The organism is Micromonospora sp. NPDC048169 (assembly GCF_040652815.1).
In the GTDB taxonomy this organism is placed as follows: Bacteria; Actinomycetota; Actinomycetes; order Mycobacteriales; family Micromonosporaceae; genus Micromonospora.
The window spans coordinates 1-13471 of record NZ_JBEZMS010000050.1 but is presented as its reverse complement, the minus strand read 5'-3'; the positions used below and the strand labels follow the sequence as shown (position 1 = coordinate 13471).

General features: G+C 72.3%; 10 protein-coding genes and 1 tRNA gene. 7 read left to right on the top strand and 4 right to left on the bottom strand.

All coding sequences use genetic code 11. From position 1 onward, the window contains the following. Positions 1-13 precede the first annotated feature (13 nt). Together AB0D28_RS27180 and AB0D28_RS27175 are read right to left on the bottom strand one after the other, a co-directional pair. Positions 14-1291 carry an MFS transporter gene (locus AB0D28_RS27180; RefSeq protein WP_357390313.1) on the bottom strand — a complete coding sequence of 426 codons (1278 nt, stop codon included), beginning with the start codon at positions 1289-1291 and terminating at the stop codon, positions 14-16. Next, positions 1288-2601 (bottom strand): GH1 family beta-glucosidase, encoded by a 1314-nt coding sequence (locus AB0D28_RS27175; protein WP_357390311.1) that lies wholly within the window; start codon positions 2599-2601, stop codon positions 1288-1290. The genes AB0D28_RS27180 and AB0D28_RS27175 overlap by 4 nt, the downstream gene beginning before the upstream one ends. Positions 2602-2798: 197 nt before the next feature. Between AB0D28_RS27175 and AB0D28_RS27170 the strand changes: the two genes are divergently transcribed. Continuing rightward, positions 2799-3245: an SRPBCC family protein gene (locus AB0D28_RS27170; RefSeq protein ID WP_357390309.1), complete on the top strand. Its 447-nt coding sequence runs from the start codon at positions 2799-2801 to the stop codon at positions 3243-3245. Positions 3246-3376: 131 nt separating this feature from the next. Here AB0D28_RS27170 and aceE read toward each other — a convergent pair whose 3' ends face one another. Continuing rightward, positions 3377-6121, bottom strand: a complete 2745-nt coding sequence (gene aceE, locus AB0D28_RS27165; RefSeq protein ID WP_357390307.1) for a pyruvate dehydrogenase (acetyl-transferring), homodimeric type — start codon at positions 6119-6121, stop codon at positions 3377-3379. A gap of 189 nt (positions 6122-6310) precedes the next feature. Between aceE and AB0D28_RS27160 the strand changes: the two genes are divergently transcribed. Then, positions 6311-6715, top strand: a complete 405-nt coding sequence (locus AB0D28_RS27160) for a secondary thiamine-phosphate synthase enzyme YjbQ (protein ID WP_357390305.1) — start codon at positions 6311-6313, stop codon at positions 6713-6715. A 40-nt stretch (positions 6716-6755) separates the two neighbouring features. Here AB0D28_RS27160 and AB0D28_RS27155 read toward each other — a convergent pair whose 3' ends face one another. Further along, positions 6756-8399, bottom strand: a complete 1644-nt coding sequence (locus AB0D28_RS27155) for an alkaline phosphatase D family protein (RefSeq protein WP_357390303.1) — start codon at positions 8397-8399, stop codon at positions 6756-6758. Positions 8400-8582: 183 nt separating this feature from the next. Between AB0D28_RS27155 and AB0D28_RS27150 the strand changes: the two genes are divergently transcribed. The 5 genes from AB0D28_RS27150 (at position 8583) to AB0D28_RS27130 (ending at position 12930) form a co-directional block, all read left to right on the top strand. Beyond that, complete coding sequence (locus tag AB0D28_RS27150; RefSeq protein WP_357390301.1) at positions 8583-9053, top strand: MarR family transcriptional regulator; 471 nt, start codon at positions 8583-8585, stop codon at positions 9051-9053. A 62-nt stretch (positions 9054-9115) separates the two neighbouring features. Further along, positions 9116-11680 carry a transketolase C-terminal domain-containing protein gene (locus AB0D28_RS27145; RefSeq protein ID WP_357390299.1) on the top strand — a complete coding sequence of 855 codons (2565 nt, stop codon included), beginning with the start codon at positions 9116-9118 and terminating at the stop codon, positions 11678-11680. Between the two features lie 111 nt (positions 11681-11791). After that, positions 11792-12226 carry a DUF3052 domain-containing protein gene (locus AB0D28_RS27140; RefSeq protein ID WP_013287823.1) on the top strand — a complete coding sequence of 145 codons (435 nt, stop codon included), beginning with the start codon at positions 11792-11794 and terminating at the stop codon, positions 12224-12226. Between the two features lie 81 nt (positions 12227-12307). Further along, the gene (locus AB0D28_RS27135; RefSeq protein WP_128138072.1) at positions 12308-12775 is read left to right on the top strand and encodes a peroxiredoxin; all 468 of its coding nucleotides are present in this window, start codon (positions 12308-12310) and stop codon (positions 12773-12775) included. 83 nt (positions 12776-12858) lie between these two features. Further along, positions 12859-12930 (top strand) — tRNA-Val (locus tag AB0D28_RS27130). Positions 12931-13471 lie beyond the last annotated feature (541 nt).

Genomic DNA, 13471 nt, shown 5'->3' with positions numbered 1-13471 from the left:
GCAGGGGGCCGGGTCAGGGCACCGACTTGATCTTCACGACCAGGGCGCTGCCGAGCAGGGTGACCGCCGCGGTGACCGCGTACAGCGTCGGGTAGCCGCCGAGGTGCACCACGATCGGCGCGGACAGCGCCGGCCCGAGCACCTGCGGCGCCGAGTTGGCGATGTTGATCACGCCGAGGTCCTTGGCCCGGTCGGTGGCGGTGGGCAGCACCTGGGTGATCAACGCGGCGTCCACCGACAGGTAGACGCCATAGCCCGCGCCGAGCAGCAGCGCCGCCACGACCGTCATCGACCAGGTCGGCGCCACCGCCAGCAGCACCGCCGCCACCGCCATGATCAGCCCGGAGGTGATCACGAAGACCTTGCGCCGGCCGGAGCGGTCGGACATGCGCCCGGCGACCACGGCGGTCAGCATCATCCCGACCGTGTAGAGCAGGATCAGCACCAGCAGTGAGCCCTCGGGGTCGGCCACCCGCACCCCGTCGGTGAGGAAGTAGAGCAGGTAGAGCGTGCCCAGCGCGTTGCCGGTCTGCACCAGGAACCGGGTGAACCAGGCCCAGGCGAAGTCGGGGTGGCGGCGCGGGCTGATCCACATCGAGGCGAACAGCGACCGCAGCCGCAGCGGCGAGCGGTGCTCCCGGGGCAGGTGGTCGTCCTGGGTCAGCAGCGCGAACGGCAGCGAGAGCAGCAGCACGGCGAGCGCGATCGCCGCGTACCCGGCCGCGTTTCCGGTGACCACCGCGGTGACCAGCACCGCGCCGAGCACCAGGCCCAGCGCCTGCGGGATGCCGACCCAGCCGGACACGCCGCCGCGCTGCGCCACCGGCACCCGGTCCGGGATCGCGGCGGTCAGGCTCGCCAGCATCGCGTTGAAGCAGACCTGCGCGGCGACCCAGGCCACCGCCACCCCGGCGATGGTGTTCTGCCGGGCCAGCAGCACCAGGGCGAGCGCGCCGATGACAGCGCCGAGCGCGGTCCAGACGTGCCGGCGGCCGAAGTGCCGGTTGGCCAGCCGCAGCGAGGTGCGGTCGGACAGCGCCCCGGCCAGCGGGTTCGCCAGCACCGCGGCGAGCGCGCCGATGCCGGTGACCACCGCCAGCATGGCCTCCTTGTCGGCCGGGGCGATCCGTTCCACCTGCTGCGGCAGCAGCACCTGGATCGGGGTGAAGAACGCCATCCAGACGCCCAGGTTGGCCGCGAAGATCAGCGCGATCCAGCCGCGCCGCACCGGCACTGTCGGCTCCGCGAGCGCCGCCGGCAGCGAGGCCGGCGTCGGGTTCACTGTGGTCATCGCCGGACCAGGTCCCGCAACCAGGTGTACGACGACTTCGGCGTCCGCCGCTGCGTGTCGAAGTCGACGTGCACCAGGCCGAACCGCTTGGTGAAGCCCTCTGCCCACTCCCAGTTGTCCAGCAGCGACCAGACGAAGTACCCGGTCACCGGCACGCCCTCGGCCATCGCCTCGCGTACCGCGCGGATGTGCCCGTCCAGGTACGCGATCCGCTCCGGGTCGTGCACCAGGCCGTCGGCGTCCGGCGCGTCGTCGTACGCGCAGCCGCTCTCGGTGACCTGGACCGGCGGCAGCGCGTCGCCGTACCGCTCGTGCAGCTGGAGGAGCAGGTCCCGCAGGCCGTCCGGGGCCACCGGCCAGTCGAACGCGGTGCGCGGGTAGCCCTCCAGCGGCACGATGTCGAACGGCAGCGGCGAGTCCGCCTCGGGCGCCCGGATGCCCGTCGGGTTGTAGTAGTTGACCCCGAGCACGTCGATCGGGGCGGCGATGACGTCCAGGTCGCCGTCGCGGATCATCGTCGGGTCCATGCCCGGCGCGTCCGGGTAGCCGCGCCCGAGCAGCGGATCGGTGAACAGGAGGTTGTGCAGCGCGTCGTACGCCGCCGCGGCGGCCCGGTCCGCGTCGGTGTCGCCGGCGACCCGCACCGGGGAGTAGTTGTTGGCGATCGCCACCGGTGACGTGGTGCGGGCGCGCAGCGCGGCGACCGCGAGACCGTGCCCGAGGAGCTGGTGGTGGGCCACCGGGAAGGCGTCGAACAGCAGCATCCGGCCGGGAGCGTGCACGCCCATGCCGTAGCCCATGCTCATGTGGATGAACGGCTCGTTGAGCGTGATCCAGAGCTTCACCCGGTCACCGAGGCGGGCCGCGGCCAGGTCGGCGTACTCGGCGAAGCGGGAGGCGGTGTCCCGGTTCAGCCAGCCACCGGCGTCCTCCAGCGGCTGCGGCAGGTCCCAGTGGAACAGCGTGGCGACCGGGTCCACCCCGGCGGCGAGCAGGCCGTCCACCAGCCGGTCGTAGAAGTCCAGCCCGGCGGCGTTTGCCGCGCCCGAGCCGGCCGGCTGGATCCGGGGCCAGGCGAGCGAGAACCGGTACGCGGACACCCCCAGCCCGGCCAGCAGCGCGGTGTCCTCGGCGTACCTGTGGAAGTGGTCGCACGCCCGGTCGCCGGTGCTGGCGTCGGCGACCCGGCCCGGCTCGTGGGCGAAGGTGTCCCAGATGGACGGACCGCGACCGTCGGCAGTGGTCGCACCCTCGATCTGGTACGCGGACGTGGAGACCCCCCAGCGGAAGCCGGCAGGGAACTCGGGCATCGCGGTCGTCAAGCCACCCTCCAGGACGTGAGGCGTGCTCGCGACTCTAGGGCTCCGCGGACCGCTGCGCCATAGGCCGAGATGACTGGGTGGCGCAAGGGAGTTCGGCGTGTCTTTTCCGAACCCGTCCGCTTAAGTCCGATTTACACATAGAGTGCCGAATATCGCGGATGTGATTTAAGTGGGGGAAAGTACTCATGATCCTCGTGGAACGCAGCGCACACGTGGCGGCGCCGGTGGAAGTGGTCTGGGACGTCGTGCAGCGCGCCGAGCAGTTGCCGGCCTGGCTGGCCGGGGTCCGCGCGGCCGAGGTCCTGTCCGGGGAGGGATTCGGGCGGCGGCAGCTGGTCCAGGCTGGACGCGGTGCCGCGCACGAGGCCGAGGTGATCGCCTTCCAGGAGCCGACGCTGATCGGCTGGCGTGAACGCGCGAAGGGCGCCGGCGCCCGGGCCGAGGCACGCACCGAGATCTACGTCCAGCTGACCCCGGACGAGGAGGACGGCGGCAGCGTCGTACGCCTGATCGTGGTGCGGTGGCCGGCCGGACCCGTCAAGGCGGCCCTGCTCCGGCTCGGCCTGCGCCGGGTCGGCGCCGACCTGGAGGACTCGCTGGCCCGGCTGACCGACCTGGCCGCCGTCGGCTGACCGAGCCCGTCCCGGCGTCGCCCGCGTTGTGACGGCCCGGCGTTCCCGCCAGGGACGCCGGGCCGTCGTCGCATCGGGGGACGAGAAGGGCCCGGCGCACCTGGCGCCGGGCCCTTCTCATGTGACGGGTACTAGCTGTCGCCGCCGGTCTCGCCGACCGGTGCGGCGTTGACGTCGTCCAGCGCGTACTTGCGGGCGGCGTCGGCCGGCACGTGCGCCGGCACCACGCCGCGCAGCGCGAGCTGGCGCAGCGTTGCCACCGCCACCGACTCGGCGTCCACGTGGAAGTGGCGGCGCAGCGCGTGCCGGGTGTCCGACATGCCGAAGCCGTCCGTGCCGAGCGAGGTGTAGTCCCCGGGTACCCAGCGGGCGATCAGGTCCGGTACCGCGCGCATCCAGTCGCTGACCGCGACCTTCGGCCCGTCGGCGTCGGCCAGCTTCCGCGCGATGTACGGCACGCGCGGCTCCTCGCCCGGGTTGAGCAGGTTGTGCTCCTCGCACTGGACCGCGTCGCGGCGCAGCTCGGTCCAGGACGTCACCGACCACACGTCGGCGGACACGCCCCAGTCCTCGGCGAGCAGCTGCTGGGCCTTGAGCGCCCACTGCATGCCGGTGCCGGAGGCGAGGATGTTCGCCTTCGGCGCGTCGTCGCCGACCTGCGGCGCGGGGGAGTAGCGGTGGATGCCCTTGACGATGCCCTCGACGTCCACGCCCTCCGGCTCGGCCGGCTGGAAGATCGGCTCGTTGTAGATGGTGAGGTAGTAGAAGATGTTCTCCTGCGCCTCGCCGTACATCCGGTGCAGGCCGTTCTCCACGATGTGCGCCAGCTCGAAGGCGAACGCCGCGTCGTAGGAGACCACCGCCGGGTTGGTGGCGGCGAGCAGCAGCGAGTGGCCGTCCTCGTGCTGGAGGCCCTCACCGTTGAGCGTGGTCCGGCCGGCGGTCGCGCCGAGCACGAAGCCCCGCGCCATCTGGTCCGCCGCCGCCCAGAACCCGTCGCCGGTGCGCTGGAAGCCGAACATCGAATAGAAGATGTACAGCGGGATCATCGGCTCGCCGTGCGTGGCGTACGCCGTGCCGGCGGCGGTGAACGAGGCCACCGACCCGGCCTCGTTGATCCCCTCGTGCAGGATCTGGCCGGTGGTCGACTCCTTGTAGGACAGGAACAGGTCCCGGTCCACGGCGGTGTAGCGCTGGCCGTGCGGCGAGTAGATCTTCTGGGTCGGGAAGAGCGAGTCCATGCCGAAGGTACGGGCCTCGTCCGGGATGATCGGCACCCAGCGCTTGCCGAACTCCTTGTCCTTCATGATGTCCTTGAGCAGGCGGACGAAGGCCATCGTGGTGGCCACCTTCTGCTTGCCCGACCCGCGCTTGACGTCGGCGAACCGCTCGCTGCCCGGGATGGCCAGCGTCTTGCGCGCGGTGCTGCGCGTGGGCAGGTAGCCGCCGAGCTGCTGACGCCGGTCCTTCAGGTAGGTGATCTCGTCCGACTTCTCGCCCGGGGTGTAGTACGGCGGGAGGTACGGGTTCTCCTCCAGAGACTTGTCCGGGATGTCCAGGTAGAGGCGGTCGCGGAAGAGCTTCAGGTCCTCCAGCGTCAGCTTCTTCATCTGGTGCGTGGCGTTGCGGCCCTCGAAGTGCGAGCCGAGCGTCCAGCCCTTGATCGTCTTGGCGAGGATCACCGTCGGCTGGCCGGTGTGCTCCATCGCCGCCTTGTAGGCCGCGTAGAGCTTGCGGTAGTCGTGGCCACCCCGCTTGAGGTTCCAGATCTCGTCGTCGGACAGGTGCTCGACCATCTTGCGGGTCCGCGGGTCGCGGCCGAAGAAGTGCTCCCGCACGTACGCCCCGGACTCCGCCTTGTAGGTCTGGTAGTCACCGTCGGGCGTGGTGTTCATCAGGTTGACCAGCGCGCCGTCGGTGTCCGCGGCGAGCAGCGGGTCCCACTCCCGGCCCCAGACGACCTTGATGACGTTCCAGCCGGCGCCCCGGAAGAACGCCTCCAGCTCCTGCATGACCTTGCCGTTGCCGCGGACCGGTCCGTCCAGGCGCTGGAGGTTGCAGTTGATCACGAAGGTGAGGTTGTCCAGCTCCTCGCGGGCGGCCACGCCGATCGCGCCGAGCGACTCGACCTCGTCCATCTCGCCGTCGCCGAGGAACGCCCAGACGTGCTGCTGGGAGGTGTCCTTGATGCCGCGGTGCTGCAGGTAGCGGTTGAACCGCGCCTGGTAGATCGCGTTCAGCGGCCCGAGGCCCATGGAGACGGTGGGGAACTCCCAGAAGTCCGGCATCAGGCGCGGGTGCGGGTACGACGGCAGCCCGCCGCCGGGGTGCGACAGCTCCTGCCGGAACCCGTCGAGCTGGTTCTCGCTGAGCCGGCCCTCCAGGAACGCCCGCGCGTACATGCCGGGGGAGGCGTGACCCTGGTAGAAGATCTGGTCACCGCCGCCGGGGTGGTTCTTGCCCCGGAAGAAGTGGTTGAAGCCCACCTCGTAGAGGGACGCCGAGCTGGCGAACGTGGAGATGTGGCCGCCGACGCCGATCTCCGGGCGCTGCGCCCGGTGCACCAGCATCGCGGCGTTCCACCTGATGTACGCCCGCAGCCGCCGCTCGACGTGCTCGTCACCCGGGAACCACGGTTCGCGCTCCGGCGGGATCGTGTTGATGTAGTCGGTGGTGGTCAGTGACGGCACCCCGACCTGCCGCTCGCGGGCCCGCTCCAGCAGGCGCAGCATGACGTACCGGGCTCGCTTTGTCCCGCGCTCGTCGATGACACCGTCGAGTGACTCGACCCATTCGCTGGTCTCTTCAGGGTCGATGTCCGGAAGCTGGCTCGGCAGACCAGCGGTGATCACCGGGCGCTTGCGTTCCGTAGCCACAGGCGTTCCCTCGGTTTCGTGTGGGATAGGTCTCTAGCGCCATCCTGCCCCCTGGTGGCGCGTGCCGTCACCTCTCCCACCCCCAGACGCGACGCTGAACACAGGTACCCGTCGGTAACTTTGCGCGATCACGGGATGCGCTATCGGCGGGCGCGGCGCGGAGTCGGACGCTGCGGCAGAATGCGCCCTATGCGCAGTGAGGTGATCACCGTCCGGACCGGCTCCCGGCCGGCCGTCCGGGACATCACGAGCGAGGCCGAGCGGTTCGTGTCCGGGGCCGGCGACGGCCTGCTGCACGTCTTCGTCCCGCACGCCACCGCCGGGCTGGCGATCATCGAGACCGGCGCCGGGTCCGACGACGACCTGCTGCGGGCGCTCGACGACCTGCTCCCCACCGACGACAGGTGGCGGCACCGGCACGGCTCGCCCGGGCACGGCCGCGACCACGTGCTGCCGGCGTTCGTGCCGCCGTACGCGACGCTGCCGGTGCTCGGCGGGCGCCTCCAGCTCGGCACCTGGCAGTCGATCTGCCTGGTCGACACCAACGGCGACAACCCCGACCGTCAGGTGCGCTTCTCGTTCCTGGCCGGCTGACGGCCGGGCCGGGCGCGACGCGCCCGGCCCGGCCGCGCCGTCACGGGCGGACCGTCTCCGTCTCCACCGTCTGCCGGCCCTGGTCGACGCCGGGGGCGGCGGTGCGTGCCGCGGCCGGCGGGCGGTCGTACGTCAGGTTCAACCCGGGCACCCGGTCCTCGATCACGAACCGGGCCCGGGTGTACGCGGGCGCGTCCGGCCGGCTCACGTACGGCAACACGTCGAAGTCCGCTGTCAGCTCGGTCGGGGTGATCGTGGTCCGGACGTATCCCCGCAGGTTGTTCTGGAAGCGCAGGTGCGGGTTGAACGCCAGCCACGGGTGCGAGCCGGTGGGCGAGTCCGCGCCGTCACCGGTCGAGGTGATCGACGAGCAGACCAGCTCGCTGCCGACCGTCCGCGAGGTCGGGTCGGCGTAGTCCAGCTTCAGGTCGCTGGCCCAGTGCGCGTGCACGTCGCCGGTGAGCACCACCGGGTTGCGCACCCCGGCCGCCAGCCAGCCCCTGGTGATCCGGTCCCGGGAGGCGACGTACCCGTCCCAGGCGTCCATGCTCGTCACCGTCAGCGGGCCCGAGTTGTTGTCCCGCTGGGCGAAGAAGACCTGCTGGCCGAGCAGGTCCCAGCGCGCCTCGGAGCGGCGGAAGCCGTCCAGCAGCCACGCCTCCTGGGCGGCGCCGGTGATCGAGCGGGCCGGGTCGGACGCCGCGTCGCAGCTCTTGTAGCCGTCGCCGCACGCCTGGTCGTCCCGGTACTGCCGGGTGTCGAGCATGTGGAAGGTGGCCAGCCGGCCCCAGCGCACCCGCCGGTAGAGCCGCATGTCGATGCCGCGCGGGATCGAGGTGCGGCGCAGCGGCATGTTCTCGTAGTACGCCTGGAAGGCCGCCGCCCGCCGGGCGAGGAAGTCCGGGTCGGGCGCCTCGGGCACCTCGTCGGCCCAGTTGTTCTCCACCTCGTGGTCGTCGAAGACCACCACCCAGGGCGCGACAGCGTGCGCCGCCTGCAGGTCGGTGTCGGTCTTGTACTGGGCGTGCCGCTGCCGGTAGTTGGCCAGCGTGCGGGTCTCCGGCCCCTCGTGGTCGCGCGGGTTGCCGCCGGGCACGTTGTACGTGTCCGGCGCGTACTCGTACTGGTAGTCGCCGAGGTGCAGGATCAGTTCCGGCTCGGTCTCGGCGAGGCGCCGGTACGCGGTGAAGTAGCCGTGCTCGTACTGCGAGCAGGAGGCGAAGCCCATCGCCAGGGCGGACGGCATCAGCCACGGCGCCGGGGCGGTGCGGGTCCGCCCGGGCGGGGACAGCCAGCGCTCGGCGCGGAACCGGTAGAAGTACTCCCGTCCGGGCAGCAGGCCGCCCAGTTCGACGTGCACGCTGTGCGCCGACTCCGGCCGCGCCAGGGCCACGCCGCGGCGCACCACGTGCCGGAAGCGCTCGTCGGCGGCCACCTCCCAGGCCACCGGCACGACCCGCGACGGCATCCCGCCCAGGCCGTCCTCGGCCAGCGGCTCCGGCGCCAGCCGGGTCCAGAGGACGAAGCCGTCGTGGTCCGGGTCGCCGGAGGCCACGCCGAGCGTGAACGGGTCGCGTCGCAGCGGGCCCGGCGACGCGGCGGCCGCGAGCGGCAGGCCGGCTGCCGCGCCGGCGGCGCCGAGCGCCGCGCCGCTGAGCAAAATGGTACGTCGGGACAGAGCCACGTTCCTCCCCGGAGTCCGGTTCGTCGACTCCGGGAAGCCTCACGGACGTCGATGGCCGCCAGGTGAAGGGCGGACGACCGGGCGGGAATTTCCGCCGAACAGCGCCTCATGATCGGCAATCGGTTGCATGAGGTGCCTCACCGTTCGGCTGATTGAAGATCGACTCGCCCATAACATGAACGGATGGCGCATTCCACCGTTCCCACCGTCCGCGACCGGGCCGAACTGGCCGGGGAGACGGTGCGCCGGATCCTGCACGTCGCCGCCGCGATGCGGCACCACCAGGACGAGGGGATCGCCGCGCTGGGACTGACCCCGGCCGCCGCCCGCGCGCTGCACGAACTCGACCCGGACCACCCGCTGCCCGCCCGTGACCTCGCCGAGCAGCTCGGCTGCGACAGGTCCAACGTCACCGGCCTGGCCGACAAGCTGGAGCGGGCCGGGCTCGTGGAACGCCGTACCGACCCGGCCGACCGGCGGCAGAAGGCGCTGGTGGTCACCCGGCGCGGCCGGGAGGTCCGTGAGCGGGTCGGTCAGGTCATGTCCGACCCCCGGCTGCTCGACGGCCTGAGCACCGCCGAGCTGGCCGCGCTGCGTGACCTGGTCTTCAAGGTCTCCGACGGCGGCTGCCCGGAGGACTGCGGCGAGGTCTGAGCCACGCCGGGCGGAACGTGTCCGACTGGGCGCGGCGGGCCGGAGTCGGTAATGCTGTCCGCGTGAGCACCCCGCAAGATCTCGACGACCGGCTCCGAGCCGCACTGGCCGCGCTCGGTGCGCCCGACCAGCGGCGCGACCTGGGCGAACCGCTGCCCGACGGCGGGCCGCTGACCGGCTCGCAGGCGCTGGCGCTGTTCGACGCGCAGTCGACCAGCCGGCTGCTCGACCTGGCCGGGCGGTGGCTGTCCGGCTTCGGTGAGGGGTACTTCACGATCCAGTCGGCCGGGCACGAGGGCGACGCCGCGGTGGCCGCCGCGCTGCGGCCGACCGACCCCGCGCTGCTGCACGCCCGCTCCGGCGCGTTCTACTGCCTGCGCGCCGCCCAGGCCGCCGGCGCCTTCCCCGCCACCCCGCCGCCCGCGTCGGGCGCCGCCCCGGGCACCTCACCCGGCGAGCCGATCCCTGCCGCGTCCACCCCGCCGGACCTGCCGCCCGCGACCGACTCCGACGCCGATCCCCACCCCGCTCCTGCTGTCCGAGACGACCGTTCCGCTCCCCGGGAACCAGGAAGATCTCGGAGCGAAGGTGCCCCGCTGGGGGCCGTCTCGTACCAGGATCTCGACGTCGACCCGGATGAGCGGGAGGCGGAGAGCCTTCCGGTGGGGGCCGGGGTGGTCGTGGACGCGGACGGGGACGCGACTGTCGGCGTACCCGATCTGCCGCAGCCCGCGCCCGACGACGCGTTCGCGGCGGCGGCGCGCGACGTGCTGCGCGGCATCGTCGCCTCCGCCGAGGAGCCGGCCGCCGGCGGGCGGGCGAAGGTGTTCGGCCGCGCGGACCTGGCGGTCGTGCCGACCACCTCGGCCGCCGGTTCGCACCTGCCGCGTGCCGTCGGCCTGGGACTGGCGCTGGAGCGGCTGCGCCGCGGCGCGCGACCTGCCGAGGGCGCGGCGGAGGCGGCGTCCTGGCCCGCCGACGCGGTGGTGGTCTGCTCCTTCGACGACGGCGCGATCAACCGGGCCACGGTCACCGCCGCGCTCAACACGACCGGCTGGTACGACCACACCGGCCTGCGCATCCCGGTGCTGTTCGTCTGCGCCGACGCCGGCGCCTCCACCGAGGGCTGGGTGGCCACCGCGTTGCGGTCCCGGCCCGGCATCCGGTACTTCGCCGCCGACTGCACGGACGTGGCCGCGACCTACCGGGTCGCGGCCGAGGCGGCGGACTGGGTACGCGAGCAGCGCCGTCCCGCCGTGCTGCACCTGAGCGCCGTCCGGCTGATGGAGCCGGATGACGGGGACGCGGACCGCGACCCGCTGCTGGCCACCGCGCGGCTGCTGGTGACCTCCGGGTACGCCAGTGGCGAGGAACTGCTGGCCCGGTACGACGAGCGGGGCTGGCAACTGCGCCGTGTCGCCGAGGAGGTGCTGGACGAGCCGAAGCTCGCGTCGCCGGTCGAGATCGTGCGGGAGCTCGCGCCGCGCCGGCCGGTCCGGGTGTCCCGGGAGGTCGCCGAGGCGGGTGCACGGGCGGCCGGGCCGGGTGCCGGAGCGCGGGCCGAGGCGTTCGGCGGCAAGCCGCCGGAGCTGACCGGCCGGCTGACGCTGGCGCAGAGCATCACCGCCGCGCTCGCCGACGGGATGCTTGACCATCCCGGGATGGCGGTGTTCGGCCACGAGGTGGCCTCCCGGGGCGGGACGCACGGGGTGACCGGGGGACTGCGGGACCGGTTCGGGGCGGCGCGGGTGTTCGACACGCTGCCCGACGAGACCTCGATCCTCGGGCTCGGGCTGGGCGCCGGCCTGGCCGGGCTGCTGCCGGTGCCCGAGATCCGCCACCTCGCGTCGCTGCACGGCGCCGAGGACCAGCTCCGCGGCGAGGCGGCCACCATGCGCTTCCTGTCCCGGGGCGCGTTCCGCAACCCGATGGTGGTGCGGGTGGCCGGCCTGGCGGCCCCGGACGGGCTCGGCGGGCACGACCGCACCGACAACTCGCTGGGGGCGCTGCGCGACGTACCGGGGCTCGTGGTGGCCGTGCCGGCCCGGCCGGACGACGCCGCGCCGATGCTGCGTACCTGCCTGGCGGCGGCCCGGGTGGACGGCAGCGTCTGCGTCTTCGTGGAGCCGGTCGCGCTCTACCACGTCCGTGACCTGCACACGGACGGTGACGAGGAGTGGACCGCCGAGTACGCCGAACCGGGCGCCTGGGGGGACCGCCACGTGCCGATCGGGCGGGCCCGCGTCTACGGGGTCGGCTCCGCCGAGGACCTCACCATCATCACCTTCGGTAACGGTGTGCGGATGTCGCTGCGTGCCGCCGCCACGCTGGCCGAGGAGGGCGTGGGCAGCCGGGTGGTGGACCTGCGCTGGCTGGCCCCGCTGCCGGTGGCCGACATCATCCGGGAGGCCTCGGCGACCGGCCGGGTGCTGGTGGTGGACGAGACGCGGCGGTCCGGCGGAGTGGGCGAGGGTGTGCTGTCCGCGCTGGTCGACACCGGGTACGTCGGTGCCGCGCGGCGCGTGGCCGGACTTGACTCGTTTGTACCATTAGGTCCGGCCGCCCGTCAGGTTCTGGTCTCAGCGGAAGCCATCACCGAGGGTGCCCGTACGCTGCTGGCACGGTAAATTCCGTTCCACCCGGTGCGCCACTTGCGCGGCGAGCCGCAACTGTGTGGACTGAGCCCGACGGTGTCACCCGACGCCACGAGCAGGGATGAGATGAGGAGGCACTCGACAGTGAGCGCGACCGCTGGCCAGGCCGACGGGGTACGCAGCCTGGCGGACCGGTTCGGTATCGAGCCGGGCATGGTCGTCATGGAGATGGGCTACGACGACGACGTAGACACCGATCTCCGGGACGCCCTGACCGACCGCTGTGGGGAACTCGTCGACGAGGACACCGACGAGGTTGTCGACGCGGTTCTGGTCTGGCACCGAGACGGCGACGGTGACCTGTTCGAGCTCCTCGTCGACGCCCTCGGGCCGCTCGCGGACAACGGCGTGGTGTGGCTCCTGACCCCGAAGGCCGGCCGCGACGGACACGTCGAGCCGAGCGAGGTCGCCGAGAGCGCGCAGACCGCCGGGTTGCAGCAGACCTCCACCATCAACGCCGGCCGCGACTGGAGCGGCGCCCGCCTCGTCATGCGGCGCGGGTCGAAGAGCAAGAAGTAGGGACGCGCCGCACACCCGGCGACCACGGTCGCCGGGTGTGGCAGGCTGATCATTTCCAGACCCGATCCCGAGGGAGCACGCATGCCCATCGAGGTTGGCGCCGAGGCGCCCGACTTCCTGCTCAAGGACCAGAACAACCAGGAGGTCCGGCTCTCCGACTTCCGCGGTCGCAAGACCGTGCTGCTGGTCTTCTACCCGCTCGCCTTCACCGGCATCTGCCAGGGTGAGCTGTGCGAGGTGCGGGACAACCTCAACGAGTACGTGAACGACGACGTCCAGGTGCTGACCGTCAGCGTCGACTCCGTTTACGCCCACAAGATCTGGGCCGACCGCGAGGGCTACCAGTTCCCGCTGCTGGCCGACTTCTGGCCGCACGGCGCGGTCGCGCAGGCGTACGGCGTCTTCAACGACGTCGCGGGCATCGCCAACCGGGGCACCTTCGTCATCGACAAGGCCGGCGTCGTCCGGTTCGCCGAGATGAACATGCCCGGCGAGGCGCGCGACCAGCAGGGCTGGCGCAAGGCGCTGGCCGAGGCCGTCGCCGCCTGAGTCCCACACCCCAGGCACGTCGTTGCGCGGGGCCGGAGGCGGGCAGGTAAGCTGGCCGCTCCGGCCCGCCGTACGGGCGTTCCGGGCGCGTAGCTCAGTGGGAGAGCACTCGCCTTACAAGCGAGGGGTCGCAGGTTCGAAACCTGCCGCGCCCACCCTTCACCACCAGCAGCATCCTGGACGGCCCGATACCGCTGTTCCATCACGCTCATCTCCACCAACACTCGGCGGAGTGTCACCCAGGTTCTGATACCGATGTGTCAGGCAGGTTCCGAGACCGGACAAGCCGGCTGCCGGCGATGTTCAAAGTTTCTGTACGTCTTCCAGACGGCCCTGAACGGGCCGCACGCGCCGCCGCCTGGGCGCGCGTCCGTCGCTCCGCTGGCGCTGCGACTCCGGCCACGCAACACGCCCGGCGGCTGGCGCGGAAGCGGGAAGCCCAAGGGGCCGCCGCAGAACGACAGGGGCGTTGACCGCCGGGCAGGTTGACCGCCGGCCCGGACGAGCCGATCTGGCAGCAGCCTCGCCTTCTGGTCTCCGGTGCTGGAGGAGACCTTCGGTGACGGTGCCGCGGAGCGCAGCCTCGTCAGCGATGAAGACCACTAAGGCGTGTTTCGTAAGTCGGGCTGGCAGCGTCGAGGTCAGGGTGTGGCGGTGATCGACAACTGAAGAGGTCTCCGGTATCTGGTTCTGCGA